Consider the following 26,593-nt stretch of genomic DNA (forward strand, 5'->3'; position numbering starts at 1 on the left):
TGGGGACTTCACGCGGACTGACCGTGGTGCCTCAATGCGGATAGGCGGCCGGATAGCCGCTCACACCGGCGACACCCGGATCATAGCTGGCAGCGGGAACCGCAGCGCCTTCGTCGAGGCGAATGCGAATTTCGATGCCGGGGCCTCGGCGTCCGTTGCCGTTACCATTGCCATTGCCATTGCCGTTGCCGTTGCCGTTGCCGGGGTCACGGTCACCATCATTGCCATTACCGTTGCCAGGGCCACGGTCACCGCCATTGCCGTTGCCATTCCCAGGGCCACGGTCTCCATCATTCCCGCCGCCATTGCCGGGGCCGCGGTCGCCTTCGTTACCGTTGCCGTTACCGTTTCCGTTGCCGGGATCGCGGTCACCGCCGTTGCCGTTACCGTTGCCGGGGCCGCGGTCGCCGTCGTTGCCGCTGCCGTTCCCGTTGCCGTTCCCGTTGCCGGGGCCGCGATCGTCGTCATCGTCATCGCCATCGCCATCGCCATCGCCATCGCCGCCATTACGATCATCATCGTCGCGGTCGTCATCATCGTCGCGGTCATAATCATCATCGTCACCGCGACTTTCGGCAGGGCCATTTCCTCCTTCTCGGGCGTCGGCGTCGTTGCCTCTGCCATTGCCATTGCCATTCCCGTTGCCGTTGCCAGGGTCGTTGGGGCCAGCGCCGCGGGTTTCCTCGGCAAATGCGGGGCGGTTACCGCGTGCAGTGTTGTCGGCAGCAACGCTAGCGACCAGGACCGCCACCTCGCCCGAGGCAAAGCCGCGCGAATATTCCCTGAGATCGCCGGGTGTGCTGGTGATGGCCTGTTCGATGCGCGCCGGTGCTTCGCCTTGCTGCGCTGCGGGCTGATAAGAGGAGGCCGCTGCGGCCGGGGCAGCAGGACTGTCGGCAGAAGGTTGGGCGGCTTGCGGCTGGGAACCTCGCGCGGGCGAATCGAGCACACGCCGGCCCTCGCCTTCGATCACCATGCGCAGCGGATCGCCTGCCGCGATCATCGCCACGGCGCCCGGAAGGATCAACTCACGCGCTCCGCCGTCGCGGGTCGAAGTCTCGACCGCGCCTTCGGTGACTTGCAGACTGGCGCCTTCATTGCTTACCGAGACAACGAAGGTCGTGCCTTTTACCACGGCCGCCAAGTAGGGCGTCTCGACCCCGAAATGCGGATTTGGCTGCTTGCCGATATTGAACAGCGCGCTGCCATAATCCTGCAGAATCTGGATCACACCCTTCTGGCGAGAGGCTTCGGGAATGCGCAGCTGTGCGTTCTGGCGCAGCGTCACGAATTCCCGGCCCCGCACCAGCACCGCCGATGATCGCGCTTCGGTGCGAATGGTTGCGCCCGCCACCAGCTCGGCGCCAGCCTTACCCGGACGTTGGCCGCGACTGTCGATGACTACGACGACGCCCTTGGCTTCGCTGATGGTCCAGGCCGTGCCCTGGGCGAGCGCGGGGGTACCGCTTTAAAGCAGCAGGGCGAGGGGCATGAAGAGGCGCAAAAACGTTTGCATAGGTGTCTCCGTCCCTGCCCGTTACCTAACGAACACCGGAGATCCCGTTCACATGGCTGGTTAACAGCACGTTTAGCTGACTTTCCGTTAACCTTTCAGATGTAGGCAAATCGCACTCAAGCTTGCGGAGGGTGCGTGCCGATCTCACGGCAGATTAACGCGTGTGCGATCACAGTCTTGCTGCTCGCCAGTGATCAACTGGCGGCGCAGGATGCGCTCGACCGCACCAACCCTGCCCAGCAGTTCAGCCGCGAGGAAGAACAGGCAAAGGCTGATATTGCCATCAGGATTGAGGTTCTGCCGGTGCTTGACGCGCAGCTTGCTGATCGCGGCAATGATGCGCTTGATGTCGGAGCGATCGTGATCGATGGGCTGAAGGTGCTCGACCGAGCAACCTTTGCCGCGACGATCGAGCCTTTTGCCGGACGCCCGCTCGACCGCGCCGAACTGGCCCGGCTGACCGATGCCATCGCCGCCCGTGCGCGAGAAGAAGGGTATATCCTCGCCACCGCATGGATCCCGCAACAAACGCTTGTCGGGGGGACGCTGCGGGTGCGCATCGATGAAGGCATCATTGATGCGGTGCGAATTGAAGGCAGCGATGATCCCGCCATCCGCCAACAGCTTGAACGACTGGCCAATGGCCGCCCGGTGACACTTGCCGCGCTGGAGCGTGAAGTGCTGTTGGCAGACGATCTGCCCGGCGTCTGGATCGGCGCCACCCGGTTCGAACGCGAAGGCGAACGCCGCATCCTTGTGGTCAAGGCACAGCGCGAGGATTTTGGCGGCGCGGCGCTGGTCGCCACCGACGGCACCAGACCGATCGGCCCGGTCAGGGCGCGGATCGATCTCGATGCCAACGGCCTGATCTCGCCACGCGACCGGGTTGACCTCAGCTTTTCCTCCACCCCGCTCGACCCGGACGAACTGGCCTTCTTCAGCGCGCGCTACAACGTGATTGTCAACAGCGCCGGCACCAGCGTCGGCGCGTTCGGGACCTATTCGCGCACCGAGCCTGGTGCCTACCTCGCGGATCGCGAACTTCGCGGCAATGCATGGCAGGGCGGCGTCCGTCTGCGCCACCCGCTGCTGCGCGGTCAGCAACGCAGCCTGTGGCTGGAAGCCAGCGGCGAGGTGCAGGATCTCAGGCAGGACAGCTTTGGCCAGCTTGCCCGGGCCGACCGGATCGCGCTCGCCCGGCTGGGCTTCTACGGGTTTGGCCCGCTGGCAGGCGGGAGGCTGCAGGGCCGTGCAACCCTAAGCCAGGGATTGGATATTCTCGGCGCGACTGGCAATGCGGATCCGCTGGCCTCGCGGCTCGATGCGCAGCCGGATTTCACCACTCTCGGCTGGTGGCTCAACTGGCGGCGCGGGATCATGCCGCGCGTCAGCCTGTCGCTCGCTTCCAGCGGCCAGCTTTCCACAGCGCCGCTGCTGATCGGTGAGAGCTTTGCGCTGGGCGGCAATGCCTTCCTGCGCGGGTACGATTTTGCGCAGCGGGTCGGCGATGAAGGCGTCGCAGGCTCGGCAGAGATCAGATATGACTGGCCCAAGGCGCTCGGTACGGTGCGCCATCTCCAGCTTTACGCCTTTGCCGATGCCGGCACCGTCTCGAACATTTCAGACGGGCTCGGCAGCGGCACACTGGCCTCCAGCGGTGCAGGCCTGCGGACAGACATTACCCGCGATCTCGATCTCGATTTCGAAGTGGCAGTGCCGCTGACCGAGGAACGCTACGATACCGGCGACAACTCCCCGCGCCTCAACCTCCGGGTAACTCAGTCGTTCTGAACCCGCCTCAGAGCTTGTGCCTGTCGAGCTCGTCGCCGCTGACAGTCACCACATGCAGCAAGTTGGTTGCCCCCGGCGTGCCGAACGGCACCCCGGCTAGCACGATCAGCTTGGCTCCGCCCTGCGAAAAGCCGTGACGCAGCGCCATGCGCTTGCCCTTACCGATCATTTCCTCAAAGCTGCCGATATCCTTGGTCGCCACCGCGTGTGCGCCCCACAGCAGGCCCATGCGGCGCGCAGTGCGCATCGATGGGGTAAGCACCAGCATCGGCGTGCCGGGCCGCTCGCGCGCCACGCGACGCGCGGTGGAGCCGCTGGAGGTGAACACGGTGATAGCACTGATCGGCACGGTGTCGGCAATGGTCATGCAGGCGTGCGCCAATGCGTCCGAGGTCGTCGCATCGGGCGGCGTGTCGAGAAAACGCACACGCTCCTTGTAACCTTCATCACACTCGACCTGCACCGCGATGCGGTCCATCATCGCTACCGATTCCTCGGGCCAGGCGCCTGCTGCGCTTTCAGCCGAAAGCATCACCGCATCAGCCCCGTCATAGACCGCGTTGGCGACATCTGACACCTCGGCGCGGGTCGGGGTGGGCGCCTCGATCATCGATTCGAGCATCTGGGTCGCCACGATCACCGGCTTGCCCGCACGCCGCGCGACATTGACGATCTTCTTCTGCAGCGGCGGCACCTCGAAGGGTTCGAGCTCGACACCCAGATCGCCGCGCGCAACCATGATGCCATCGGCCAGTTCGATGATTTCATCGAGCCGGTGGACGGCTTGCGGCTTCTCGATCTTGGCGCAGATTGCAGTGCCATGGGTCCCGATCAGCTTGCGCGCCTCGGCGATATCTTCAGGCCGCTGCACGAAGCTCAAGGCAATCCAGTCCGCCCCGTGCTCGGTGGCGAAGGCAAGGTCGCGGCGATCCTTCTCCGTCAGCGCCGGGATCGGAACTTCGGCGTCAGGCACGTTGACGCCCTTGCGGTCGGAGATCACCCCGCCGACTTCGGCGCTGCACAGGATGCGGCTCTCATCCGCTTCGAGCACCTTAAGCCGGATCTTGCCGTCATTGATCAGCAGCCGCTGGCCGCGCTCCATGATCCCGAACAGTTCGGGATGCGGCAGGCATACGCGGTTTTCGTCACCCGGAGTTTCGTCGCGGTCGAGCGTGAAGTGGCCCGAATGGCGGATCACCGCCTGCCCGTCGCGGAACGTGCCGACGCGCAGCTTGGGGCCCTGAAGATCGGCGAGGATCGCGATGGGCCGCGCAAACTGCTTTTCCAGCGCCCGGATCGCGGCAATCACCGGCTCGTGATCGGCGTGGCTGCCATGGCTCATGTTGAGGCGGAAGGCGTCCGCACCTGCCCGCACAAGCTTCTCGAGCATTTCGGGCGATCGGCTCGCAGGGCCGATGGTGGCGAGAATCTTGACCTTGCGGCCGCGCGGGTCGATCCGTGACTGATCGCGTCGTGACATTTTTGGTGATCCCTAGTTAGGGTCGCCTATGGCACACCCGTTTTTCAACTCAAGGAAAAGCCGCGATGAATAGCAATGCCGATCCGCTCGACACCCTCGGGGATGCCGAGGCCGCTGCCGCCTTCCGTCGGCTGGTGCGCCACCTGCGCCACCGCCACGATGCCCAGAATATCGAACTGATGGGGCTGGCGGGCTTCTGCCGCAACTGCCTCGCCGACTGGATTCGCGAGGCAGGCTACCCCGGCGACAAGGAAGCGGCGCGCGAGGTCATCCACGGGATGCCGAGCGCCGAATGGAAGGCGACCCGCCAGACCGCCGCCACGCCGGAACAACTGGCGCGGATGGAAGCCAGCATCGCGAAGAACGCACAGGAATAATTCGCGCGGGCGGTTCAATCGGCGCGGCGGGCTGGCTATCGCCTCCCCAACCGATTCTCATGACCGATGGAGACCCACATGGCCGACGCCACCGACGACCGCCTGCGCCTGCTGATTGAGCGTATCGAGCGCCTCGAAGAAGAAAAGAAGGGCATCGCCGACGACATCCGCGATGTTTACATGGAAGCCAAGGCGGTGGGCTATGACCCCAAGATCATGCGCCAGATCGTGCGCCTCCGGAAGATGAAGCCCGACGATCGCAGCGAACAGGACATGCTGCTGGAAACCTACAAGAACGCGCTCGGCATGGCGTGATATCGCGCGTGCGCCGGCGTCATTGAACTTTCTTCAGGCTGTCTTATCTCAGTAAGACGGCTTGAAGGAGAGAAGGCATGACATCCCCTTGGAAAGACGCACGCAGCGTGATCGTCACCACCACCCCGACAATCGAAGGCCACCCGATCCAGCAGTATTGCGGCATCGTCACGGGCGAGGTGATTGTCGGTGCCAACATCTTCCGCGACCTCTTTGCCAATATCCGCGACATCGTCGGCGGGCGTTCGGGCAGTTACGAGCGCATCCTTGCCGACGCGCGCAAGCAGGCGATCGAGGAATTGCAGGCCGAGGCCGCCGCGCTGGGTGGCAATGCCGTGGTCGGGATCGATCTCGATTACGAGGTCATCGGCGCCAATGGCTCGATGCTGATGGTCAGCGCAAGCGGCACGGCAGTGAAGATCTGAACGCGTCTCACCACCACCCGTAATCGCTGGCGAAGAACACCGCGTTATAGGCCGCATGATGTGCCATGGCCGCGCCCAACCCCAGGCGGGTACGGGTATAGGCAAGCAGCAACCCGCCGATGGTCTGGGGCAGCACCACCAGCACGCCCAGCGGGTGAGTCAGCGGCTCGTAATTGCCGAGATGGATGACGCCGAACAGCAGGGTTGATCCCCACACGAACCAGTGAAAGTGGCGGGTGAACCATGCTGGAACGTCAGTGTCGCGGTGGCGGGTGTAGCTCCAGTGGACAAGACCGGCAAAGGCTGTCGCCACGCCGGTCAACCCGAAAATCTGCGCCAGATCAGGCTCCGCATAGAAGCTCACCATGAAGCACGCCAGCGCTGCAATCCCGTAGAACGCAAACCGCAGCGCAGCGATGCGCCCCGTCAACCAGCCGCGGAACAGCAGTTCCTCAAGCACGGGGGCCAGCACCAGGCCGGTGAACAGTTCTTCCGCAAGCGAGATGTCCTGCTCGATCAGCTCAGGCAGCAAGCCGACGGCCTCGTCCCATGTGCCGGTCAGCCACACGATCAGTTCGCCCAGCAGCAGATCGAGCACGAAGACCACAGCAAGTGCCAGCGCCGCTGCCCGCCCCCACGCCAGCGGCTGCGTGGCAAATGTCGGGCGCAGTGCAAAACGGCCCACATCCTCCAGTCTTGCGCGCCAGCCCATTTCCTCTGCCACGCGCAAGCTTGCATCGCGCGCCGCTGCCGGAGTAAGGGCCGCGCTCACATTTCCATCATTTTCGGTGAAGTCGTCCAATGGCAGGCCATTCCAAGTTCAAGAACATCATGCACCGCAAGGGTGCGCAGGACAAGAAACGCGCGGCGATGTTCTCCAAGCTTTCCCGCGAGATCACCGTGGCGGCCAAGCTGGGTATGCCTGATCCCGACATGAACCCGCGCCTGCGCCTCGCAGTCAACGCGGCCAAGGCGCAGTCGATGCCCAAGGACAACATCCAGCGCGCCATCGACAAGGCCTCGCAGGCCGGCGGCGAGGATTATATCGAGATCCGCTACGAAGGTTATGGCCCGGGTGGCGTGGCGCTGATCGTCGAGGCGCTGACCGACAACCGCAACCGCACCGCCACCAACGTGCGCACCGCCTTCAGCAAGAACGGCGGCAACCTCGGCAGCGAAGGCTCGGTGAGCCACGGCTTCGAACGGCGCGGGCTGATCGAATACAAGGCCGAGGTCGGCGACGAGGAAAAGGTCCTCGAAGCCGCGATCGAGGCGGGCGCGGATGATGTCGAAAGCTCCGAAGATGGCCACACCATCTGGACCGCCGCCGAAGATCTGCACGGCGTGGCGGGCGAGCTGGAAAAGGTGCTCGGCCCGGCGGACAATGTGAAACTGGCATGGAAGCCGGTGCTGACCGTGGAAGCCGACGAAGCCACCGCCGCCACGCTGATGAAGCTGATCGACACGCTGGAGGACGACGACGATGTCCAGACCGTGTGGGGCAATTACGAAATCTCCGACGCGGTGATGGAGAAGCTGGGCTGATCATCCTCGGCCTTGACCCGTCGCTGTCGTCCACCGGCTGGGGCGTGATCCGGGCTGAGGGCGCGCGGATCAGCCATGTGGCGAACGGGCAGATCAAGACCGACCCGCAAGCCCCCATGGCCGCGCGGCTGGCGGCGCTTCAGGCAGGGCTGGCGACGGTGATCGCCGCCCACGCGCCCACCCGTGCGGCGGCGGAGGAGATCTTCGTCAACAAGAACCCGCAATCCACCCTGAAACTGGCGCAGGCGCGCGGGAGCGTGCTGGCGGCTTGCGGGACGGCGGGGCTGACGGTCAACGAACACGCCGCCCGCCTCGTCAAGAAGGCGGTCACGGGCACGGGCGGAGCCGAGAAAGCGCAGGTCGCGGCGATGGTGAAGGTGCTGCTGCCTGGCGTTCAGATCGCGGGAAGCGATGCCGCCGATGCGCTCGCCGTAGCGATTGCCGACGCGCATCTTTCGCCGCGCTCTTGACCCTCGCCCGCGCCATTGCGAGGAGCGCAAGGCACGCAGCAATGACGAGACAGGCATGACGATCCACCTCTACGGCATCCCCAACTGCGACACAGTGAAGAAGGCCCGCGTGTGGCTCGACGCACAGGGCCAAGCTTACACCTTCCACGATTACAAGAAGGAAGGCGCCGACCCGGATCGCATCGCCGGATGGATCGCCGCCGCCGGGCTGGACGTGGTCGTCAACCGCAAGGGCACCACCTTCCGCGCGCTGTCGGACGAGGACAAGGCCCGCGCTGCCGATGCGGCCACCGCGCCTGCCCTGCTCGCTGCCAACCCCTCGGTCATCAAACGACCGATCGTGGAGCACGATGGCGGCCTGCTGGTGGGGTTCAAGGCGGACGACTGGGCCGCCGCGCTCGGTTGACCCGCGCACCTCTGCCCCCATGAACCCGCTGGAGATCATCGCCGTCGCGCTCGGGCTGGCCAATATCGGCCTGCTCGTGCGGCGGAGCATCTGGAACTACCCCTTCGGCATGGCGATGGTGGCGCTCTACCTCGTCATCTTCTGGGATGCCCGGCTGTATGGCGAGGCGGGGTTGCAGGTGTTCTTCTTCGTGGTGCAGGGCTGGGGCTGGTGGCTGTGGGCGCGCGCTGGGGGCCTGGCGCAGATGGTCGCGGTCGACTGGATGGGCTGGCCTGCGCGCATCACCGCGCTGGCGCTGGTGGCAGGATCGAGCATCGGGATTGGCTGGGCGATGGCGACTTTCACCGATGCCGCCTTGCCCTATGCCGATGCGACGATCGCCGGAGCGAGCGTCGTCGCGCAGGTGCTGCTGGCGCTGCGCCGGGTCGAGAATTGGGCGCTGTGGATCGCCATCGATGTGCTGTCGGTGGGGGTCTATGTGAACCGCGAGCTTTACCTCACGGCGGGGCTGTATGTGGTGTTCCTCGGCTTTGCCACCGCCGGCCTGATCGCCTGGGCGCGCGCCGCCCGGAGCGGCGAGGCGGTGGAAGCATGACGAAACGCGGCTTCCTGCTCGGCAAGTTCATGCCCCCGCACGCCGGGCATATGGCGCTGATTCGCGCGGCGCGGGCGCTGGTGGATGAGTTGACCGTGCTGGTGTGCTGGCTGCCCGATGACCCCATTCCCGGCGAGGTGCGGCTGGCGTGGATGCGCGAACTCGCGCCCGATTGCCGGGTGGTGGGTCATGGCGAGGTGGTGCCGCAAGCACCGGAGGACAGCGCCGATTTCTGGCCCGTCTGGCGCGGCATCGTTGCCGCTGCTCATCCCGAACCCATCGACTACCTGTTCGCAGGCGAGGCCTATGGCGCTGAGCTGGCGCGGCAGGCGGGCGGCTTCTTCGTGCCGCTCGGCGGGCGGGTGCTGGGCCTTGGCGATGATCCGGTTGCGGGGCTTTCGGCCAGCGCGGTGCGCGCCGGTCCGGAGGCGCACTGGACCTACCTCCCCGCCCCCGTCCGCCTGCATTACCGCCGTACCATCTGCCTGCACGGGGCCGAGAGCGTCGGCAAGACCACCCTCGCCGCGCTGCTGGCGCAAGCCACCGGCGCAACGATCGTGGGCGAGTATGGCCGTAGCCATTGCGAGGCGCACAAGGCACCGCTGACGATGGACGATCTGCTTCTGATCGGTCGCGCGCAGCAGGCGATGATCGCTGCCACTGCCGAATGGGCCGGGCCGCTCCTGATCGCCGATACCGACGCGCTGATGACTGCAGCGTGGTGCGAAATGCTGCTGGGGGAACGCCCGCAGGAACTGATGCAGGCCCCAAAAGCCGATATCTACCTGCTGCTCGAACCCGATCTCCCGTGGATCGACGACGGTACCCGTTTCTTCAGCGACCCGGCCGACCGTCACAGGTTTGCAAGGATCGTGGAGCAGGTGCTGGAAGACGCCGGAGTGCCTTTCGTGCGGATTTCCGGCCATGGCGAAGAAAGGCTTGCCGCCGCGCGCACCGCAATAGGAGCGATAGATGCTTAAACTCCGCCCGATCCTTGCCGCTTTGCTGCTGGCGGCAACCCCTGCGGCAGCACAGGAGAGCGAGATGTTGATTATCGCGCACCGCGGCGCGAGCGCCGAACGGCCCGAGCACACGCTCGCATCCTACGAGCGCGCGATCGATCAGGGCGCGGATTACATCGAGCCCGATCTGGTCGCCACGAAAGACCTCGTGCTGGTCTCGCGACACGAGAATGAACTGTCCGGCACAACCGATGTCGCCACCCGCGAGGAATTCGAAGACAGGCGGCGCGAAAAGACCATCGACGGTCAGCGGGTCGCGGGCTGGTTCGCGGAGGACTTCACCTTGGCCGAACTGCGGACGTTGCGGGCGAAAGAGCGCATCCCCTCACTGCGCCCCACCAATGCGCGGTTTGACGGGCTGTATCAGGTGCCGACCCTCGCCGAGATCGTGAAGCTGGTGCGTGCCAAGGAAGCCGCGACAGGAAGGCGCATCGGGCTTTACCCGGAGCTCAAGCACCCGGAGTTTCTGCTTCAGGATGCTGGGATCGACATGGTCGACCTCTTGCTGCGCGAGTTTCGTCAGCTCGGAATCACACCGGATGATCCCGTGTTTATCCAGAGCTTCGAAGTCGGCCCGCTCCAGCGCCTCAAGACACGCGGTGGCGGGTTCCGGCTGGTGCAGCTGATCGCGCCTATCGGCGGGCCGGCGGATGAACCAGCGATGCGCTATGCCGAAATGGTGACGCCCACGGGGCTGGCCGAGGTGGCGAAATATGCCGACGTGGTGGGGGCGCACATCGCCCTCATCCTTGCCCCCGATGGCACGCTGACCCCGCTGGTTGCCGATGCGAAGGCGGCAGGGCTGGCAGTGCATGCATGGACGGTACGGCCGGAGAACGAGTTTCTGCCGCCGATGCTGCGAACGGGCGAAGATCCCAAGGGCAAGGGCTGCGGCGATGTGAGGCTGGCGGAACTGCTCAAGGCGGCAGGGGTTGCAGGGGTGTTCACCGACGGGCCGCTGAAGCTCCGGAGCTGCCCTTAGGCCAGCCGCGCCGACAGAATATAGTTCAGCGCCATGTCGTCCGACAGGTGCAGCCCTTTGCCCGGCCGCCATGCGATGCCGCGCTTGGCCGTCACGGTCAGGCCGACCTCGGTCAGCAAGCCTTCCAGCTCTTCGGGGGTGATGAAGTCCTCCCAATGGTGTGTGCCCTTGGGGACATAGCCCACCGCCTCCGCCGCGCCGACCAGCAGCACGCGCGAGGCTGCCGTGCGGTTGGGGGTGGACATGACCAGCAGGCCATCGGGGGCCAGCCGTGCCACGACATCGCGCAGAAACGCGGGCTTGTCCGCGACGTGCTCGATCACTTCGACGCTGGTGACGAGATCGAACTGGCCGATATCAAGCGCCCCGACTTCGCCCGCCATATAGCGGATATCAAGGCCCATGCCGTCCGCGTGCGCACTGGCAGCGGCGACATTCTCCGCCGCCGCGTCCACGCCCGTCACGGCTGCGCCCAGCCGCGCCAAAGGCTCGCACAGCAGCCCCGCCCCGCAGCCGATATCGAGCGCGCTCTTGCCCGCCAGCGGCCTGGCTGCGCGCGCCGCATTGGGCCAATGCGCGTCGATCGCGTCGCGGACAAAGGCCAATCGCACCGGGTTCACCTGATGCAAGCTGGCCATCGGCCCCTTGGGGTTCCACCAGTCGCGCGCAAGGCCTGCGAAGAAATCGGCTTCCTCGGGCCGGATAGTTACATTCGATACGTTTGCGTTTCCCATCATCCCCCCTTAACAGCGCGCGCGAACACTCACCAGCGGGAGCTTCCTCTTGGCGCGTATCGTGATGAAATTCGGCGGCACCTCGATGGCCGGGACGGAGCGCATCCGCCGTGTCGCCAATATTGTGCGCGCGCAGGCCGCCCGCGGCGATCAAGTCGCCGTGGTGGTCAGCGCCATGGCGGGCGAAACGGACAGGCTGGTGAACTTCTGCCGTGAAGCCAACCCGCTCTATGACCCGGCCGAATATGACGTGGTGGTGGCGAGCGGCGAACAGGTGACCAGCGGTCTCCTCGCGCTGACCTTGCAGGCGCTGGGCTGCAAGGCGCGCAGTTGGCTGGGCTGGCAGCTACCGATCCGGACGATCGAGGCTCACGCCAAGGCACGGATCGAATCTATCGACTCTGACGCTCTGATCGCATCACTCGAAGCAGGGGAGATTGCGGTGATCCCCGGCTTTCAGGGCCTGTCTGAAGCGGGCCGCGTGACCACTTTGGGCCGGGGTGGTTCCGATACCTCGGCGGTCGCCGTGGCCGCCGCGATCAAGGCGGATCGCTGCGACATCTACACCGATGTCGACGGTGTCTACACCACCGACCCGCGCATCGTCGCCAAGGCGAAGAAGCAGAAGGCGGTGACTTACGAGGAAATGCTCGAACTCGCCAGCGTCGGGGCCAAGGTGCTCCAGACCCGCTCGGTCGGCCTTGCCATGAAGGAAAAGGTGCGGGTGCAGGTATTGTCGAGCTTCATCGGCGAAGGCGCCCCGCCCGCCGATGATCTGCCCGGGACAATGATCGTCTCGGACGAGGAAATGGACGAATTGGTGGAGAAGGGCCTGATGGAACGCCAGCTTGTAACCGGCATCGCGCATGACAAGAACGAGGCCAAGGTGATCCTCACCCGCGTGCCTGACCGTCCGGGCGCGGTAGCCAACATCTTCGAGCCGCTCGCTGCGGCCTCGATCAATGTCGACATGATCATCCAGAACGTCGGCCGCGACAAGGGTGAGACCGACGTGACCTTCACCGTCCCCCAGGCTGACCTCGCCCGGGCCCAGGCACTGCTGGAGGATCGCCGCGACGCGATCGGCTTCAACCGCATCATCACCGACAGCAAGATTGCCAAGATCAGCGTTGTCGGCGTCGGCATGAAGAGCCACGCGGGCGTCGCTTCTTCAATGTTCCGCGCATTGTCCGACCGCGGCATCAACATTCAGGCAATCTCGACCAGCGAAATCAAGGTCAGCGTGATGATTGACGAGGACGAGACCGAACTCGCCGTACGCGTGCTGCACACGGCCTATGGGCTCGATGCGGTTAGCTGACGGGTAGCCCGCTTCACCCGAATTAACCATTTCAGGTGAGGATGTCTTAACTTCTATGGCTGGACTGTGTGCGCTCTCTCATTGTGAGCGAAAGGGCGCACATCATGGCCATCAAGGCCCATCTCGATCATGCCGTGGCTGCCGATGGTCAGCGCGCTGCACCGCGCCGCGCACTGCGGCTCGAAACCAGCGGCTTCGCCCCCGATGCCGGTCCTGACGGGGACGAAGGCAATGTCACCATCCACAACATCTCTGCCGCCGGCCTGCTGATTGAAACCGCGTTGCCCCTGACGGAAGGCGAGCAGCTGGCGCTCGATCTGCCCGAGGCTGGCCCGGTAACGGCAATGGTGGTGTGGCGCAGCGAGCAGCTCTACGGCTGCGCTTTCGATCAGGAACTCGGCCCGGCAGCGCTGGCTGCCGCCCAGCTTCAGGGCTTTGCGCCGGGCGTGCCGGAGCGCCCCTCCGGCCTGCCTCAGCGTGTGCGTGGCACGGGCGAAGGGCTGGGACCGCGGCTGAACCGGCTGCGGCGCGAGGCAGGCTTGACCCTGGCCGATGTCGCAGCGGCACTCAGTGTCAGCAAGCCGACAGTGTGGGCTTGGGAAAAAGGCAAGGCGCGCCCCCTGCCCGAACGGCTCGATGCAATTGCCGCGGCGCTCGGCGTGCCGCCGGCTGAACTGGTCGAGCCCGCCGGAGCTCCGAGCAATTCCGCCGAGGTGATCGAGGAGTGCCGCACGCGGATTGCCGAGGCCTGCGGCATTGCCCCTCAGGCGGTAAGGATCATGCTGGAGCTCTGAGTTTCTCCGCACCTAGACGTGGTTACGGATCGAGCCAAATACGTATTGGAATAAATGATCCTATAGAAAAATATGGTAAACGAAACCCGGAGGTGATTCGTTTTTTAGTCAAGTAAGTTTACTTAGTTAACAAATAACGGGGTATTCTTTCGGGAAGACAAAGGTTGTTTTGCTCCTGATAAGATATTTTTAGTTGCCAAGTAAATCTGACTAAGAGCGAGTTGGCGAATCTTTCGTTGGACCGCTGGGGCACTGTCGGTATGAAAATTGGTTTGAGCGAAGTCGAAGGCCGCGTCCTGCGCGGTCTGCTGGAAGAGACTTCGGGCGATATCGTCGTCAGGCTTGACCGGCACGGGTTCATTATCCACGCATCAGCCAATATTGCCGAATTGGGACTGGATCTCTCAGCGACGCTCCTCCATCCCCACATCACCGATCTGGCGAAGCGCGATCATGCAGCTTTCCTTGGTGCACATGTTGCTGCAGCGCTGGCTGGGCAGTCACGGGACGGATGGGTGGAATTCCCGGTTATCGCCTGTCCTGAACGCGACACCTGCCACGAGCCTGATTGCGAACGCTGGTATGCGCTCAGCCTGAAGCCGATGTGCGACGCTGTGGGCGTGGCCGATGGCGCGCTGTGCCTGATGCGATCAGTGCAGCATCTGCGCAGTCTTGAAGGTGAACTGCACACCCGCGCGATCACCGATCCGCTGACCGGCCTTGCCAACCGGCAGGCGTTCTGTGCGAGCCTGCGACGGCACCTTGCGGGCGGCGGCGGACAAGTGGTCGCAGTCTTCGCGGTCGACGGGATGCGCGCGCTCCTGCTGCGATATGGCCAGCGCACCGCGGACGAGGTGCTGTGGGGCTTTGCGAAGTTCCTCGAAACGATGGCCCAGACACTGACAACACCGGGCCATGAGGTCGCGCAGCTGGATGGCGAACGATTTGGGGTGCTGTTACCGGAAATGACCATGCGGGCGGCGCGCGAATGGGCCGAGGATGTGGTGACGACTTTCGCGGGTCTTGCTGCCCCTGCTTCTGCCAAAGCCCCGCAACTGACCGCCAGCGCTGGCCTTGCGCGGGTGGAATGCACCGTCGACTGGACCTTGCGCGAGGCCGAATTAGGCTTGGTGCTCGCCCGCGCCGGCGGCGGCAAGCAGGTGGCGGTGGCGGGACACAGGCGGGCAGCGTAACTGGACTTGTGGCGCGGGGTGGCTAAACCGCCCCCATGAGCCACATTGCCACCATCCTGCTGCTCGGTTCCGGAGAACTCGGCCGCGAATTCGTGATTGCCGCCAAGCGCCTCGGAGCGCGGGTGATCGCCTGCGATTCCTATGACGATGCGCCCGTGATGCAGGTGGCGGACGCCCGCGAGGTGTTCCCGATGCTCGATGGCGCGGCGCTGAGGGCGGCGGCGGAGAAGCACCGGCCTGATCTGATCGTCCCCGAGATCGAAGCGATCCGCACCGAGATGCTCGCCGATCTGGAAGCGGAAGGCTTCACCATCGTGCCTAGCGCCCGCGCGGCGCAACTGACCATGAACCGCGATGCGATCCGCGATCTGGCGGCGGGCGAGCTGGGGCTGGTGACCTCGCAATACGGCTATGCGACAAGTTTCGCCGAGTGTGAGGCCATCGCCGCACGCATCGGCTATCCGCTGGTGATGAAGCCGGTGATGTCCTCCTCGGGCAAGGGCCAGAGCAAGGTCGATACGCCCGAAGCCTTGGAGGCTGCGTGGCAATATGCCGTCGCCAATATGCGCGGCGACCGGGCGCGGGTGATCTGCGAACAGTTCATCGCCTTCGACTATGAAATTACGCTGCTGACGATCTGGCACAAGGATGGCATCAGCTTCTGCCCGCCGATCGGCCACCGGCAGGAACGCGGCGATTACCGCGAAAGCTGGCAGCCCACCGCGATGAGCGCCGCCGCGCTGGCGAGCGCACAGGACATGGCCGCCAAGGTCGTCACCGCGCTGCAAGGCGGCGGGCGCGGCTGGGGGCTGTATGGCGTCGAGTTCTTTGTGAAGGGCGAGGCGGTGATCTTCTCCGAACTCTCGCCCCGCCCGCACGATACCGGGATGGTGACGCTCGCCAGCCAGAACCTCACCGAATTCGATCTCCACGCCCGCGCCATCCTCGGCCTGCCGGTGCCGGAGAGCATCGCTGCGCGCCCCGCAGCCTCGGCGGTGATCCTCGCCGACCGCGAGAGCGACGACTTCGCCTTCGCAGGGCTGGCTGACGCGCTGGCGCTGGGCGATACCGATGTGCGGATTTTCGGCAAGCCTGTCACCCGGCCATACCGCCGCATGGGCGTGGCGCTCGCCCGCGCAGGGGACGCGCCCGCCGCGGTCGATCTCGCCAAGCAGGCCGCCGCCGCCGTGCGGATTGTCTATTCTCCGACAACCGACTAAGCGCCGCCGCCATGAGCACCTATCCCCACACCGCCGCCCTGATGAAGCGCGGCACCGACTTCCTCGGCTGCGAGACCGCGATCCTGTGCGGCGCGATGAGCTGGGTGAGCGAGCGTAACCTCGTCGCCGCCATCTCCAACGCGGGCGGGTTCGGTGTGATCGCCTGCGGGGCGATGACGCCGGAACTGCTCGACACCGAAATCGCCGCTACCAGGGCGCTGACCTCCAAGCCCTTCGGCGTGAACCTCATCACCATGCACCCCGCGCTGTTCGATCTGATCGCCGTGTGCCGCAAGCATGGCGTCACCCATGTGGTGCTGGCGGGCGGCATCCCGCCCAAGGGTTCGGTCGAGGCGATCAAGGCTGACGAGAGCGGGATCAAGGTGATCTGCTTTGCCCCCACCCTTGCCCTCGCCAAGAAGCTGCTGCGCTCGGGCGCGGATGCGCTGGTGATCGAGGGCATGGAAGCGGGCGGGCATATCGGCCCGGTCTCCACCTCGGTGCTGGCACAGGAAATCCTGCCAGCGCTGGCCGAAGAACACCTGATCTTCGTTGCCGGCGGCATCGGCCGCGGCGAGGCGATTGCGAGCTACCTTGAGATGGGCGCGGCTGGTGTGCAGCTCGGCACCCGTTTCGCCTGCGCGACCGAGAGCATCGCTCACCCCGATTTCAAGAAGGCCTTCTTCCGCGCCTCGGCCCGCGAGGCGATTGCCAGCGTGCAGGTCGATCCGCGCCTGCCGGTGATCCCGGTGCGCGCCCTGAAGAACAAGGGCACCGAGGAATTCACCGCCAAGCAGCGCGAAGTCGCCGCCCTGCTCGACGCGGGCGAGGTCGACATGGGCGAGGCGCAGCTCCAGATCGAGCACTTCTGGGCCGGTGCCCTGCGCCGCGCGGTGATCGAGGGCGATGTCGAGAATGGTTCTGTCATGGCCGGGCAGTCGGTCGGCATGGTGACCAAGGAAGAACCCGCCGCCGATATCATTGCCGAACTGATGAGCCAATGCGAGGCGGCGTTGGCACGCTAGAGTGGAAGAGCCGCCCTACCTCATCCACACCAATCGCGAATTGGGGCTGATGCTGGCTGGGCGAAAGCCGCTTGCTCATTTCGTGGAGGGCGAGGGCTTCTGGCCGGATTGCGTGCTGCGATACTTCAGGATGTTCGACCGCCACGTCGCGGCGGGCCGCATCATTCGCGCTGACCGCTTTCGACCGAACATCCGGCCGGACAGCAAGGTTGCCCGTTGGCACCACGTCTTCTTCGCCTTGCCGGGCGAGCAGCACCGCATCGAGGCGATGTGGGAGCTGAAGAACTCGGACGGGCCATGGACCGACGAGCACGAGCGCCGTGAAGGCCTTCTTTACGGCTACACGCCAGAGCAATGCGACTGGTGGATTGCGCAATGCCAGCGGTTTCGCGAAGAAGGTAAGCAATGACCCAACCCCTCATCCTCACGCTCGCCTGCCCTGACCGGCCCGGCATCACCGCGCGGGTGACCGGCTTCCTGTTCGAGCGCGGATGCAACATCCTCGATGCGCAGCAGTTCAACGACCGGGCGGGCAACGGCGGCGGCGACCGCTTTTTCATGCGGGTGGTGTTTGACCCCGACGGCTCGACCGCAGAGGGCCTGCGCGCCGATTTCGCCGCGCTGGCGGGCGAATATTCGATGGAGTGGAAGATGGCGAGCGAGGATCGCCCGCGCCGCACCATCATCATGGTCAGCAAGTTCGATCACTGTCTGGTCGATCTGCTCTATCGCTGCCGCACAGGCGAATTGCCTATCGACATTGTCGCGATCGTCTCCAACCACCCGCGCGAGGCCGCGATCCGGGTGGATATCGGCGACATTGCCTTCCACCACATCCCCGTCACGCCCGACACCAAGCCCGCCGCCGAAGCGCAGTTCCGCGCCCTGGCCGATGAGACCGGCGCCGAGCTGGTGGTGCTGGCGCGCTACATGCAGGTCTTCTCGGACGAGCAATCGGCCCATTTCGCCGGACGCGCCATCAACATCCACCACTCCTTCCTGCCTGGCTTCAAGGGCGCGCGGCCGTACCATCAGGCCCACGCGCGCGGGGTGAAGATCATCGGCGCGACGGCACACTTCGTCACCGCCGATCTCGATGAAGGCCCGATCATCCATCAGGATGTCGAGCGCATCACCCATGCCGATTCCCCTGAGGATCTCGTGCGCAAGGGACGCGATATCGAACGCCGCGTGCTGGCCGATGCGGTGCGGCTGTTCGCACAGGAGCGCGTGCTGATGAACGGGAACCGGACGGTGGTGTTCAGGGGCTAGCGCACACCGCGCAACATGATGTTGGGCTGCGGCATGCAGGGCCGCCCGTTCTGCACCGCATCAAAGGCGGCAGCATAACCTGGGAAGCTGCCGTCACTATTGACCGTATAGCTGAACCCGCGCCCCCCATTGGCCCAGGTCGGGCAAGGCGTGGAACCCCAGGTGTTATAGACCGGCGCACCGTTGAAACGGTTCTGCTGATTCTGGAAGCGGGCGATCTGCGCGCGCTTCCTTTCGAGGCACACGCTGTCAAGCCCGCGATTGCGCCCATCCCGATCATAGACCGTACACTGGGCAAAATCGCCGCTCGACAAGGCCTGTGCGGCAGCAGGCGCAGCGGGCAGAGCGAAGGCCGCGAAGGCAGCGGCAAGCGGTGCGGCGGCGGAGAAAAGCAGAGGTCTGTGGTGCATGGCGTATCCCCTCATGGCTGGCATGGAGAATGTGCCGGATCGGCCTTGCCCGCTCGCTGAACGAGGCAGTCAGGATTTAGCAAGCTTTGGCCAGGTTTTTCTGAACAAAGCTGGCAGCAGGTTAACCCTGTTCCTTCAGCAACCTCCGCCACGGCGCGGCGCGAGGGTCGTTACTGGCGAGCGGGTCCCAGATTGCGGCCATGCGCACCCGAGCCTCCCGTTCCGGCACGCCCGCCGCGCGGTCAAGCAGGTAGAAAAAGGCGGTGACGCGCCAGTTCATGATGCAGTGGACGTGGACGGGTTCCGGATGGGCCGCCAGCGCCTCTGCCAGTGCGGCGACGTGGCTGATCTCGGGTGAATCGAAGGGGACGGGGATATGGCTGTAGGCGATCCCCGCAGCCTCCATCAGGGCAGCCTCGTTCGCTAATGCCTCGGGATGACTATCCAGCGCGAGGTTGATGACATGGCGCACGCCGATGGCCGCAAGGCGCGCCGGGTCGTGCGCATCGAGCTTGCCCGAAGTGGTGATCCCGTCCGCTCGCCGCTGCCAATTGCGGATATCGACGGGATCACCTTCCTTCATCCCTATCGCCTTGATGCCGTCCGCGGGGATTCGATCGCCTTGTCGGCATTGGCCCGGTCGATGACATAGGCGCGGATCGCTTCGATCTCGTCCTTGCTGAGCGAGGTGGCAAAGCCTGCCATGCCGTTGCCGGTGCCTTCGCTGACGATGCTGCGCCAGGCATCCGCGCTGGCCAACGAAGCGCGACGGCGCAGGTCAGGCAGCACGGTCGAACCCACTGCACCCGGCCCATGGCAGACCGCGCAGTAACGGCCATACTTGGCCTGCCCCAGCGCGATCTGCTGCGGGGTGGCGGTGCTGGGCGGCGGATCGAGCGGTTCATCGGCGAAATCGGGTCGCGGCCCGAGCTTTGCTGTCCCGCCGAGCTTGAACACCAGCAGGCGCGGAATGCTGCGCACCGGTGCCTTGCGCTTGATCAGATCGCCATCGACCGACAGCGCATAGGCGCCGCCCCAGCCCGCCAGCACCGCGACATATTGCTCGCCATCGACCGTGTAGGTCACAGGCGGGGCGACGATGCCGGTCTGCGCATCGAAGCTCCACAGCTTCTTGCCGGTCGCCGCATCATAGGCGTTGAACTCGCTGCCGACGGTGCCCTGGAACACGAGGCCCCCGCCGGTCGCCAGCACACCGCCATTCCATGGGCCGGGATGTTCAACCGTCCAGCGCGGCTTCTGGGCCACCGGGTCCCATGCCACCAGCATCCCGCGCAAAGCGCCAGCGGCTTGCTGACGGAACCCGCCATCGGAGGGGAGTTCGCCGGCAAAGTCGAACCCGACATTAAACCCGCGCGCACGGTCGGGCTTCCAGTTGGCTTGCGGAGCGTAGAGCATCCCCGCCTCGAAAGCCGGGATATAGACCAGATTTTCACCGGGGTGATAGGCCATCGGGTGCCAGTTATGCCCGCCCAGCGCGCCCGGCGTGACCATTGCGGGCTTGCCGGTCTTGTCGATGCGCATGGCAGGATTCTCGATCGGACGCCCGGTGACAGGGTCGATGCCGCTCGCCCAGTTGACCGTCACATAGGGCTTGGCGCTGATGAACTTCCCCGTCTCGCGGTCGATCACATAGAAAAAGCCGTTCTTGGGCGCCTGCATCAGCACCTTGCGTGAGCGACCGTCGATTTCCATGTCGGCAAGGATGATGTGCTGGGTCGCGGTATAGTCCCACGTTTCGCCCGGGGTGGTCTGGTAGTGCCAGACATATTCCCCGGTCTTGGGCCGGATCGCGACGATGCTGGAGAGGTAAAGGTTGTCCCCTTCCCCCGTCCCGTCCTTGCCGGGGCTGCGATAGGCGCGGTTCCACGGGGAGCCATTGCCGACCCCGATGTAGAGCAGATCGAGATCCGGGTCGTAGGCCATTGAATCCCAGACCGTCCCGCCGCCGCCGATCGCGTCCGATGCGCCCAGCACGTCCATGTTCCATGTTTCGGCTGCCTTCTGGAGATAGGCGGGCGCATCGTCGCCCTGCCCGCCTTCCGGCACGGTGTAGAACTTCCACAGCTGCTTGCCGCTGTCCGCGTCATAGGCAGCGACAAAGCCGCGCACGCCGAATTCCGCCCCGCCGTTGCCGATGATCACCTTGCCGTCGATCACGCGCGGCGCGCCGGTTATGGTGTAGCTCTTGGTCTGGTCGACCGTCACCGTCTCCCATTCGACCCGGCCCGTCTCGCGGTCGAGCGCCACCAGCCGTCCGTCCAGCGTGCCGAAGAACAGCCGGTCACCCCATGCCGCCAGCCCGCGGTTCACCACATCGCAGCACGCCTTGACACCGGTCTCCTTGGGAACCTTGGGATCATGGGTCCACAGCTCCTTGCCGGTGACCGCATCAAAGGCCTTCACGATGCTCCATTCGGTGGTGAGATAGAGCTTGCCGTCGATCACCAGCGGCGTTGCCTCCTGGCCGCGGCTGCCGTTGATGTCCGCAGCCCAGGCCAGGCCCAGATTGCCCACGTTCTCACGGTTGATCCCATCGAGCGGCGAGAAGCGCTGTTCGGAATAGGTACGGCCGTGGCCGATCCAGTTGGCGGTATCGCTGTCCGCCCCCACCAGCATCGCGTTGGTGATTCCGCCCTCGCTCTCGCCCTCGAAGATCTGGCTGCAATTCGCCAGCGTCCCGGCCGACAAAAGCAACGCCGCACCGCATGCCCACCGCACAAGGTTCATGAGTCCCGCTCTCCCAGTGTTATTATGCAACCCATGTTGGCGAAGCGGTGCAGGCTTGTCCATTGCCGCTTGTGGATCGCGCCGGGGAAGGCCAGAAATGCTAGTGGCGAGGGGCTGACAGGAGAGATTGACGATGTGCGATGAAAGCAAACTCGCCGACTGGGCCAGACAGGCCGTAAGCCGCCGCCAGTTCGGGGCGCTGACAGGAGCCGCGGCGCTGGCCGCCTGCGCCACCAGCGAAGGCGAAGGCGCGGCACAGTCGCCCGCCGCCGACCTCGCGGAACGCGGCGTCACCTTTGCCACCGACGACGGCACGCTCGACGGGTTCTTCGTCCATCCGTCCAGCGGCCAGCATCCCGCCGTCATTCTCTGGCCCGATATTGCCGGGGTGCGCGAGGCCAAGCGCAATATCGCGCGCAAGCTGGCGGGGGCGGGCTTTGCCGTGCTCGTGGTGAACCCTTATTACCGCGATGTGGCGGGCGAACAGTTCGCCGATTTCGCCGCCTTCATCGCGGACGGCGGCTTCCAGAAGGTCGGCCCGTGGCGCGGCAAGCTGAACGCAGAAGCAATCATGCGCGATGCCGCCGCAATCGTCGCATGGCTCGACGGGCAAGAGGGCGTTGATACCGCGCGCGGCATCGGCACGCAGGGCTATTGCATGGGCGGGCCATTCACGATCTGGAGCGCCGCCTCTGTCCCGTCTCGCATCAAGGCCGCGGCCAGTTTCCATGGTGGCGGTCTGGTGCGCAAGGACAACCCGATGAGCCCGCACGCGCTGCTTGGCAAGGTCGATGCCGATCTTTTGATTGCCGTCGCGCAGGACGATGACGCCAAGGCGCCGGATGACAAGACCACCTTCGCTGCCGCCTCACAGGCCGCCGATGTCGATGCGATTGTCACGGTCTACCCCGGCGATCACGGCTGGATGGTGTCCGACAGCCCCGCCTATGATGCCACCGCCGCCGCACGGGGCGAGGCCGACCTCAAGGCACTCTACGCCAACGCGCTGGGATAGGCACGCAGCAGTGCCCCCGGCACTGCGCACCTCCTGGCAAAACGCGCCATGTCCGCTTTTGGGGAAAGGTACCGGGGATGGGAATGACCAGAAATGGGTGGAAAGCGGACCTCTTGTTTCCCGTCATCCCAGCGAAAGCTGGGATCGCTGGCGGTCAGTGAATCTGCTCGAAAAGGTCATCCCACTCGGGGTTGCTCTTTTCAATCTGCTCGATTTTCCATGCCCGTCTCCATGCCTTCATCGCCTTTTCTCTGGCGATGGCGTCGGTGATCTCCGCGTGAGGCTCCGCATAGACCAGTCGGTCGAGGCCATAACGGCGACAGAAGGCGGAACCCTTGCCATGCTTGTGTTGCATGATCCGCGCGGGCAAGTCGGCGGTGACGCCGATATACAGCACGCCCCCGCGCTTGTTGGTCATGATGTAGACCCAGCCGCCCATTGCCGTGAGCTAGCACACGGGCGAGAGCGATCCCAGCTTTCGCTGGGATGACGAGCGAGAGCGATCGCCGATGTCCGCTTCGGGGTCGATAGCCGAACGGCAACTTTCGGCGAAAATGGTGCGAAAGCTGCCTTCTGTCGCCGCGCTTATGCCTTGCGCGCCTTGGCCCTTTCGTTGGCTGCGCCGAAGCGGCCGTGCTTGCGATAACGCAGCATCCACTTGTCGAGGAACAGGCCCAGCGGTTTGGCCTCGATCCCCATGTCGGGAAGACCCAGCGCGCCATCGGCCACGGTGTTGCCAGCCTTGAGCAGCGCCCACTGATCGCGGCTCATCGGTGTGCCGGGGAGCGCGGCAAACGTCGCCGAAAGCCCGTCCGGCACCGCAAGGAAGCGGCGCTTGCGGCCTTGCGCGGCGGCGATGCGTTCGTGAATGTCCATCATGGTGAGCTGTTCCGGGCCGCCCAGTTCATAGGTGTGTCCGCCATGCGCCTGCGGCGCTTCGAGCGCGACCGCGACCGCCTCGGCGACGTCATCGGCATAGACCAGTTGCAGCTTTGCATCCGGGCCGAACACCGGCAACACCGGCAGCATCTCGATCATGCCGCCGAACAGGTTGAGGAAATTGTCATCCTTGCCGAACACGATCGAGGGGCGAAGGATCGTCGCCTTGGGAAAGGCCTCCAGCACGCGCGTTTCGCCCAGCGCCTTGCTGCGGGCATAGGCCGTGGGCGATGCCGGATCGGCGCCGATCGCGCTCATGTGGACCAGCGCCTTGACCCCGCCCGCTGCGGCGGCCTGCGCGATGGTGCCGGGGGCCTCGCCCATCAGCTTTTCGAGATTGCCGTCGAAAGCTCCGACGAGGTTGACGACATAGTGTGCGCCGTCGAGCGCGGCGGCGACGTGATCCTCGCGGGTGATGTCGCAGGGCATCAGCTGGAGCTGGCCGAGATTGGCAAGCGGCTTCAGGTCGTTCGCCTTGTACGGCGAGCGGCTCGCCAGCCGCAGCCGCGCCCCGCGCTGGAGCAGGGCCTGGGCGACATAATTGCCGATATAGCCGGTGCCGCCGAAGATCGTGACGAGCTGGCCGGACAGCGGGGAGGACTTTGGGGAGGAGGGCATGGGGGTGCTCGCTCTGGTTGGCTTGGCGTTTCGCCGCTGCGCTTTGCGACAATGTCGCGCCAGTGGCAAGAGTTGGGATAGAACCTGCCATGGGCTTGCAACATGGCGGACGCGGGCGACCGCGAGTTTGCCCCGCATTGCGCGCGGCTTGGGCGGGTCAGGGAAGGGTTCGCCTTGGCTTTGCTCCCCTCCAGACCCCCTTCAGTCCCCTCTCAAACGGCCCTATTCTGCGTGGTTTCACGTGAAACACACAGATCGACGGGATTGGCGAAGTTTGCATTGACAGCACCCCCACCCCGGCGCTAATCGCCCGCCCCTACCCAGCCTCCGGCGACGACGACCGGAAGCATCCGTGCCCAGATGGCGGAATTGGTAGACGCACCGTCTTCAGGTGGCGGCGCTCGCAAGGGCGTGGAGGTTCGAGTCCTCTTCTGGGCACCATTTCCGGTCAAAGCTGGGCACCGAGCCCCTCGCCCTTGCGAGGGCAGCGACCCCCTGGGCGAGGGCGTCAGTCTCGCCTTCAATTTTGATCCGTTCGCCCACGCGGACCGCCTTCACAAAGGCGTGAACGACTTTTTGGCGCGCTTTCGAATCGCCTTCGATCAGCCGCTGCCTGACGACCTCTCCGAACCTCGTGACGGCTGCAGGCGTTATGCTTGTAGGGCCACGATCAAGCTGCTGGCGTAAGGAAGCTATGGTCGCGTTCAACCCGTCGATTTCTGCTCTGCGGTCCTTCAGGCGCTCCCGGACATCAGGATCCCGCGCCGACATAGTTCCAAGCTCAATTGCGTCATGGATCCTACTGAGCCGCTTGCGTGCCTCCTCGAGTTGTTCCTCGGCGCGCTGCAGATCCGCAAGCTTACGGGTCCGCGCCTCGTCGGAAGTGTCGAGCATCTTCTGGAGCAACGGACGCAGTCTCTCCTCGGAGAAGACCTCATCGGCGACCGCTCGGGTGACAAGTTCATCGAGTTTTTCGGCGCGAACCTTTGGGCAACCGCAGGATGATGCGCCGCGGTTCACTGCTGAATTGCACGCATAATACCTGTATTGCCCTGACTTTCCCGTGCGTATGGTCATTCCGCAGCCGCAGCCGGGCATCCCGCAGCGGGCGATACCGACGAGCAGCGTAGTGCCCGCCACAACGTGAGGCGGAGTAACTCGTGGCGCACGGGATGCGCGCAACGCAGCGACCCGATCGAACTGTTCTTGCGAGATGATTTGCGGACAATCGACCCAAATCCACTCATCCTCTGGCAGAAGGTTGCCGAGCTCGTCGACTTTGGAACCGGGGAAGCGCCCCAGATAGTGCGGTCTCTGGAGGAGATCTGCGACATTTGAGTTGTGGAATTTCCGGCCGCGCAATGTGTAGCCATTGGCGTTGAGGTGCTCTGCGATCGCACGGGCGCCCAGCGGCGATCCATCGAACCCTCGTTCCGCGAGTTCAAAGATAAGCCTTACGACCTCGGCCTCTGCCTCATTTATGAAAAGCTTCTTCTTTTCTTTCTTGCCGCGGACCTCGGCAGTTCGCGATTCATAACCGAGCGGCACCACTCCGCCGGGCCAGAAACCTTCTGCGGCGGTGCCGCGCAGACCCCGCCTCGTGTTGAAGGCGGCCTTGATTACATATTCCTGATCTTGCCATGACGTCACCAGCTTCATCAGCAGCCCATTATGGCCGGGCTGAAACTCCTGCAGGACGAAGCGTAGGATGACACCTGCTCGCCGTAGCCTGCCTTCCATCAATATGCTGAACTCTACGTCCCGCGCGATCCGCGCCATATCAGTTGCAACGATGAAATCGACGGGGTGATCATCGCCGGTCGCAAGATCGATCATACGATTAAACTGAGGCCGATTCCAATCGCTTCCCGACAATCCTGGCTCATCAAAAACTTCGACGAGCTCGAAACCGTTCTTCACGCAGTAAGCCGCGAGATCGGCAGCCTGTTGCTTTCGAGATGTCAAATGTTCAGCCTGTTCGGCAGTCGAAACGCGAACATATGCATAGGCGCGTGGTTTACGGCGCAGCTCATGGACACTCATACACTTGCTCCCCGCCTGCCTGCTCCTGACGGCTTGCCCTCCAGCACCGTCGGGAAGATTATTGCGGCCTTAGTCAAACAACTGGACGCCCAACGCTTGGCATCGGCACGCAAGAATATCGCGGTTTTTGTCATCAGAGAAAGCTGTGCGCCCCCCTTCGACAAAAATCGCACTTGCAGCGCGTGCGCGACCAAGTCCATCAGAACATCGATGGCTGCGTGCTCGTCATCCAAACCGTGCACGATATCCACCATCTGGTAGCCGGCGGATGCGGCCATGAACCGTAGCATCGTGTCACCGAGTCCGCTGGCAGCGCGAACGCGCTTTGGTCTTGTCC

The 26,593-nt window shown here is 64.6% G+C and carries 29 protein-coding genes, 1 tRNA gene and 1 pseudogene; 20 read left to right on the forward strand and 11 right to left on the reverse strand.

Annotated features, from left to right (window positions below; all coding sequences use genetic code 11):
• Window positions 1-31 precede the first annotated feature (31 nt).
• A complete protein-coding gene (locus CHX26_RS00360) occupies window positions 32-1,354 on the reverse strand; it encodes a FecR family protein (RefSeq protein WP_104940659.1) in 1,323 nt (440 codons plus the stop codon).
• Window positions 1,355-1,651: 297 nt separating this feature from the next.
• On the opposite strand from CHX26_RS00360, the gene CHX26_RS00365 reads away from it, so the two are divergent.
• Entirely contained in the window at window positions 1,652-3,307 is a 1,656-nt protein-coding gene (locus CHX26_RS00365; RefSeq protein WP_104940660.1) for a ShlB/FhaC/HecB family hemolysin secretion/activation protein, read from the forward strand.
• 7 nt (window positions 3,308-3,314) lie between these two features.
• Here the strand turns inward: CHX26_RS00365 and pyk are convergent, their stop codons facing one another.
• Window positions 3,315-4,787 (reverse strand): pyruvate kinase, encoded by a 1,473-nt coding sequence (pyk, locus tag CHX26_RS00370; protein ID WP_104940661.1) that lies wholly within the window; start codon window positions 4,785-4,787, stop codon window positions 3,315-3,317.
• Between the two features lie 65 nt (window positions 4,788-4,852).
• On the opposite strand from pyk, the gene CHX26_RS00375 reads away from it, so the two are divergent.
• The 3 genes from CHX26_RS00375 to CHX26_RS00385 all read left to right on the forward strand — a co-directional run bounded on the left by CHX26_RS00375 (window position 4,853) and on the right by CHX26_RS00385 (window position 5,904).
• Window positions 4,853-5,164 (forward strand): DUF1244 domain-containing protein, encoded by a 312-nt coding sequence (locus tag CHX26_RS00375; protein WP_104940662.1) that lies wholly within the window; start codon window positions 4,853-4,855, stop codon window positions 5,162-5,164.
• A gap of 78 nt (window positions 5,165-5,242) precedes the next feature.
• Window positions 5,243-5,479, forward strand: a complete 237-nt coding sequence (locus tag CHX26_RS00380; RefSeq protein ID WP_086606733.1) for a DUF2312 domain-containing protein — start codon at window positions 5,243-5,245, stop codon at window positions 5,477-5,479.
• A 77-nt stretch (window positions 5,480-5,556) separates the two neighbouring features.
• Window positions 5,557-5,904 (forward strand): heavy metal-binding domain-containing protein, encoded by a 348-nt coding sequence (locus CHX26_RS00385; RefSeq protein ID WP_233997210.1) that lies wholly within the window; start codon window positions 5,557-5,559, stop codon window positions 5,902-5,904.
• Between the two features lie 7 nt (window positions 5,905-5,911).
• Here the strand turns inward: CHX26_RS00385 and CHX26_RS00390 are convergent, their stop codons facing one another.
• A complete protein-coding gene (locus CHX26_RS00390; protein WP_146107602.1) occupies window positions 5,912-6,676 on the reverse strand; it encodes a CPBP family glutamic-type intramembrane protease in 765 nt (254 codons plus the stop codon).
• 29 nt (window positions 6,677-6,705) lie between these two features.
• On the opposite strand from CHX26_RS00390, the gene CHX26_RS00395 reads away from it, so the two are divergent.
• From CHX26_RS00395 to CHX26_RS00420, 6 genes are read left to right on the forward strand one after another with little or no spacing between them, the layout of a single operon-like run.
• Window positions 6,706-7,449, forward strand: a complete 744-nt coding sequence (locus CHX26_RS00395; RefSeq protein ID WP_104940664.1) for a YebC/PmpR family DNA-binding transcriptional regulator — start codon at window positions 6,706-6,708, stop codon at window positions 7,447-7,449.
• Complete coding sequence (gene ruvC, locus CHX26_RS00400; protein WP_104943156.1) at window positions 7,446-7,919, forward strand: crossover junction endodeoxyribonuclease RuvC; 474 nt, start codon at window positions 7,446-7,448, stop codon at window positions 7,917-7,919. The genes CHX26_RS00395 and ruvC overlap by 4 nt, the downstream gene beginning before the upstream one ends.
• Before the next feature lie 55 nt (window positions 7,920-7,974).
• Window positions 7,975-8,325 (forward strand): arsenate reductase, encoded by a 351-nt coding sequence (locus CHX26_RS00405; RefSeq protein WP_104943157.1) that lies wholly within the window; start codon window positions 7,975-7,977, stop codon window positions 8,323-8,325.
• Window positions 8,326-8,344: 19 nt separating this feature from the next.
• Entirely contained in the window at window positions 8,345-8,920 is a 576-nt protein-coding gene (gene pnuC / locus CHX26_RS00410; protein ID WP_104940665.1) for a nicotinamide riboside transporter PnuC, read from the forward strand.
• Complete coding sequence (locus tag CHX26_RS00415) at window positions 8,917-9,900, forward strand: AAA family ATPase (RefSeq protein WP_104940666.1); 984 nt, start codon at window positions 8,917-8,919, stop codon at window positions 9,898-9,900. Before pnuC ends, CHX26_RS00415 begins: the two co-directional genes overlap by 4 nt.
• The gene (locus CHX26_RS00420) at window positions 9,893-10,924 is read left to right on the forward strand and encodes a glycerophosphodiester phosphodiesterase family protein (RefSeq protein ID WP_104940667.1); all 1,032 of its coding nucleotides are present in this window, start codon (window positions 9,893-9,895) and stop codon (window positions 10,922-10,924) included. Before CHX26_RS00415 ends, CHX26_RS00420 begins: the two co-directional genes overlap by 8 nt.
• Here the strand turns inward: CHX26_RS00420 and ubiG are convergent.
• Window positions 10,921-11,658 carry a bifunctional 2-polyprenyl-6-hydroxyphenol methylase/3-demethylubiquinol 3-O-methyltransferase UbiG gene (gene ubiG / locus CHX26_RS00425; protein WP_104943158.1) on the reverse strand — a complete coding sequence of 246 codons (738 nt, stop codon included), beginning with the start codon at window positions 11,656-11,658 and terminating at the stop codon, window positions 10,921-10,923. The genes CHX26_RS00420 and ubiG overlap by 4 nt on opposite strands.
• Before the next feature lie 49 nt (window positions 11,659-11,707).
• On the opposite strand from ubiG, the gene CHX26_RS00430 reads away from it, so the two are divergent.
• The 7 genes from CHX26_RS00430 (at window position 11,708) to purU (ending at window position 18,483) form a co-directional block, all read left to right on the forward strand.
• Window positions 11,708-12,979: an aspartate kinase gene (locus CHX26_RS00430; protein ID WP_104940668.1), complete on the forward strand. Its 1,272-nt coding sequence runs from the start codon at window positions 11,708-11,710 to the stop codon at window positions 12,977-12,979.
• A gap of 104 nt (window positions 12,980-13,083) precedes the next feature.
• Complete coding sequence (locus CHX26_RS00435; protein ID WP_104943159.1) at window positions 13,084-13,773, forward strand: helix-turn-helix domain-containing protein; 690 nt, start codon at window positions 13,084-13,086, stop codon at window positions 13,771-13,773.
• Between the two features lie 260 nt (window positions 13,774-14,033).
• Complete coding sequence (locus tag CHX26_RS00440) at window positions 14,034-14,966, forward strand: GGDEF domain-containing protein (protein WP_104940669.1); 933 nt, start codon at window positions 14,034-14,036, stop codon at window positions 14,964-14,966.
• Window positions 14,967-15,001: 35 nt separating this feature from the next.
• Window positions 15,002-16,186: a formate-dependent phosphoribosylglycinamide formyltransferase gene (gene purT, locus CHX26_RS00445; RefSeq protein WP_104940670.1), complete on the forward strand. Its 1,185-nt coding sequence runs from the start codon at window positions 15,002-15,004 to the stop codon at window positions 16,184-16,186.
• 11 nt (window positions 16,187-16,197) lie between these two features.
• Window positions 16,198-17,211, forward strand: coding sequence for an NAD(P)H-dependent flavin oxidoreductase (locus tag CHX26_RS00450; protein WP_104940671.1), 1,014 nt, complete (start codon window positions 16,198-16,200; stop codon window positions 17,209-17,211).
• 1 nt (window position 17,212) lies between these two features.
• Entirely contained in the window at window positions 17,213-17,620 is a 408-nt protein-coding gene (locus CHX26_RS00455; protein WP_199797838.1) for a hypothetical protein, read from the forward strand.
• Window positions 17,617-18,483: a formyltetrahydrofolate deformylase gene (purU, locus tag CHX26_RS00460; protein ID WP_104940672.1), complete on the forward strand. Its 867-nt coding sequence runs from the start codon at window positions 17,617-17,619 to the stop codon at window positions 18,481-18,483. The genes CHX26_RS00455 and purU overlap by 4 nt, the downstream gene beginning before the upstream one ends.
• Here the strand turns inward: purU and CHX26_RS00465 are convergent.
• From CHX26_RS00465 to CHX26_RS00475, 3 genes are all read right to left on the reverse strand, one after another.
• Window positions 18,480-18,893 (reverse strand): hypothetical protein, encoded by a 414-nt coding sequence (locus CHX26_RS00465; RefSeq protein ID WP_104940673.1) that lies wholly within the window; start codon window positions 18,891-18,893, stop codon window positions 18,480-18,482. The two genes, purU and CHX26_RS00465, sit on opposite strands and share 4 nt — an antisense overlap.
• 121 nt (window positions 18,894-19,014) lie before the next feature.
• Complete coding sequence (locus CHX26_RS00470) at window positions 19,015-19,476, reverse strand: beta-lactamase hydrolase domain-containing protein (protein WP_104940674.1); 462 nt, start codon at window positions 19,474-19,476, stop codon at window positions 19,015-19,017.
• Between the two features lie 2 nt (window positions 19,477-19,478).
• Window positions 19,479-21,641 carry a PQQ-dependent dehydrogenase, methanol/ethanol family gene (locus CHX26_RS00475; RefSeq protein ID WP_104940675.1) on the reverse strand — a complete coding sequence of 721 codons (2,163 nt, stop codon included), beginning with the start codon at window positions 21,639-21,641 and terminating at the stop codon, window positions 19,479-19,481.
• Window positions 21,642-21,774: 133 nt separating this feature from the next.
• Here CHX26_RS00475 and CHX26_RS00480 point away from each other — a divergent pair, with 133 nt between their 5' ends.
• Window positions 21,775-22,656, forward strand: a complete 882-nt coding sequence (locus CHX26_RS00480; protein ID WP_104940676.1) for a dienelactone hydrolase family protein — start codon at window positions 21,775-21,777, stop codon at window positions 22,654-22,656.
• Window positions 22,657-22,810: 154 nt separating this feature from the next.
• Here CHX26_RS00480 and CHX26_RS00485 read toward each other — a convergent pair whose 3' ends face one another.
• Window positions 22,811-23,095: a GIY-YIG nuclease family protein gene (locus CHX26_RS00485; RefSeq protein WP_104940677.1), complete on the reverse strand. Its 285-nt coding sequence runs from the start codon at window positions 23,093-23,095 to the stop codon at window positions 22,811-22,813.
• Window positions 23,096-23,241: 146 nt separating this feature from the next.
• Window positions 23,242-24,213, reverse strand: a complete 972-nt coding sequence (locus CHX26_RS00490) for a complex I NDUFA9 subunit family protein (protein ID WP_104940678.1) — start codon at window positions 24,211-24,213, stop codon at window positions 23,242-23,244.
• A gap of 354 nt (window positions 24,214-24,567) precedes the next feature.
• On the opposite strand from CHX26_RS00490, the gene CHX26_RS00495 reads away from it, so the two are divergent.
• Window positions 24,568-24,654, forward strand: a tRNA-Leu gene (locus CHX26_RS00495).
• Between the two features lie 387 nt (window positions 24,655-25,041).
• Window positions 25,042-25,218, forward strand: coding sequence for a hypothetical protein (locus tag CHX26_RS15785; RefSeq protein WP_172449622.1), 177 nt, complete (start codon window positions 25,042-25,044; stop codon window positions 25,216-25,218).
• On the opposite strand, the pseudogene CHX26_RS16250 reads toward CHX26_RS15785, so the two are convergent.
• Window positions 25,216-26,256: pseudogene (locus tag CHX26_RS16250) on the reverse strand (recombinase family protein); the annotation flags it as partial. The gene CHX26_RS15785 and the pseudogene CHX26_RS16250 overlap by 3 nt on opposite strands.
• On the reverse strand, window positions 26,253-26,534 hold the full coding sequence (locus tag CHX26_RS00525; RefSeq protein WP_146107604.1) for a hypothetical protein: 282 nt from the start codon (window positions 26,532-26,534) through the stop codon (window positions 26,253-26,255). The pseudogene CHX26_RS16250 and the gene CHX26_RS00525, both read right to left, overlap by 4 nt.
• Between the last annotated feature and the right edge of the window lie 59 nt (window positions 26,535-26,593).

The organism is Porphyrobacter sp. HT-58-2 (genome assembly GCF_002952215.1).
In the GTDB taxonomy this organism is placed as follows: domain Bacteria; phylum Pseudomonadota; class Alphaproteobacteria; order Sphingomonadales; family Sphingomonadaceae; genus Erythrobacter.

What these genes read in the sequence shown, in the direction of transcription:
- CHX26_RS00485 (WP_104940677.1), bottom strand. Translation starts at nt 23,095, where the DNA reads ATGGGCGGCTGGGTCTACATCATGACCAACAAGCGCGGGGGCGTGCTG.
- CHX26_RS00435 (WP_104943159.1), top strand. Translation starts at nt 13,084, where the DNA reads ATGGCCATCAAGGCCCATCTCGATCATGCCGTGGCTGCCGATGGTCAG.
- CHX26_RS00375 (WP_104940662.1), top strand. Translation starts at nt 4,853, where the DNA reads ATGAATAGCAATGCCGATCCGCTCGACACCCTCGGGGATGCCGAGGCC.
- pnuC (WP_104940665.1), top strand. Translation starts at nt 8,345, where the DNA reads ATGAACCCGCTGGAGATCATCGCCGTCGCGCTCGGGCTGGCCAATATC.
- CHX26_RS00415 (WP_104940666.1), top strand. Translation starts at nt 8,917, where the DNA reads ATGACGAAACGCGGCTTCCTGCTCGGCAAGTTCATGCCCCCGCACGCC.
- CHX26_RS00490 (WP_104940678.1), bottom strand. Translation starts at nt 24,213, where the DNA reads ATGCCCTCCTCCCCAAAGTCCTCCCCGCTGTCCGGCCAGCTCGTCACG.
- CHX26_RS00480 (WP_104940676.1), top strand. Translation starts at nt 21,775, where the DNA reads ATGTGCGATGAAAGCAAACTCGCCGACTGGGCCAGACAGGCCGTAAGC.
- CHX26_RS00405 (WP_104943157.1), top strand. Translation starts at nt 7,975, where the DNA reads ATGACGATCCACCTCTACGGCATCCCCAACTGCGACACAGTGAAGAAG.
- purT (WP_104940670.1), top strand. Translation starts at nt 15,002, where the DNA reads ATGAGCCACATTGCCACCATCCTGCTGCTCGGTTCCGGAGAACTCGGC.
- CHX26_RS00395 (WP_104940664.1), top strand. Translation starts at nt 6,706, where the DNA reads ATGGCAGGCCATTCCAAGTTCAAGAACATCATGCACCGCAAGGGTGCG.
- CHX26_RS00525 (WP_146107604.1), bottom strand. Translation starts at nt 26,534, where the DNA reads ATGGCCGCATCCGCCGGCTACCAGATGGTGGATATCGTGCACGGTTTG.
- CHX26_RS00385 (WP_233997210.1), top strand. Translation starts at nt 5,557, where the DNA reads ATGACATCCCCTTGGAAAGACGCACGCAGCGTGATCGTCACCACCACC.
- CHX26_RS00440 (WP_104940669.1), top strand. Translation starts at nt 14,034, where the DNA reads ATGAAAATTGGTTTGAGCGAAGTCGAAGGCCGCGTCCTGCGCGGTCTG.
- CHX26_RS00470 (WP_104940674.1), bottom strand. Translation starts at nt 19,476, where the DNA reads ATGAAGGAAGGTGATCCCGTCGATATCCGCAATTGGCAGCGGCGAGCG.
- CHX26_RS00465 (WP_104940673.1), bottom strand. Translation starts at nt 18,893, where the DNA reads ATGCACCACAGACCTCTGCTTTTCTCCGCCGCCGCACCGCTTGCCGCT.
- CHX26_RS00380 (WP_086606733.1), top strand. Translation starts at nt 5,243, where the DNA reads ATGGCCGACGCCACCGACGACCGCCTGCGCCTGCTGATTGAGCGTATC.
- CHX26_RS00450 (WP_104940671.1), top strand. Translation starts at nt 16,198, where the DNA reads ATGAGCACCTATCCCCACACCGCCGCCCTGATGAAGCGCGGCACCGAC.
- purU (WP_104940672.1), top strand. Translation starts at nt 17,617, where the DNA reads ATGACCCAACCCCTCATCCTCACGCTCGCCTGCCCTGACCGGCCCGGC.
- CHX26_RS00475 (WP_104940675.1), bottom strand. Translation starts at nt 21,641, where the DNA reads ATGAACCTTGTGCGGTGGGCATGCGGTGCGGCGTTGCTTTTGTCGGCC.
- ubiG (WP_104943158.1), bottom strand. Translation starts at nt 11,658, where the DNA reads ATGGGAAACGCAAACGTATCGAATGTAACTATCCGGCCCGAGGAAGCC.
- pyk (WP_104940661.1), bottom strand. Translation starts at nt 4,787, where the DNA reads ATGTCACGACGCGATCAGTCACGGATCGACCCGCGCGGCCGCAAGGTC.
- CHX26_RS00420 (WP_104940667.1), top strand. Translation starts at nt 9,893, where the DNA reads ATGCTTAAACTCCGCCCGATCCTTGCCGCTTTGCTGCTGGCGGCAACC.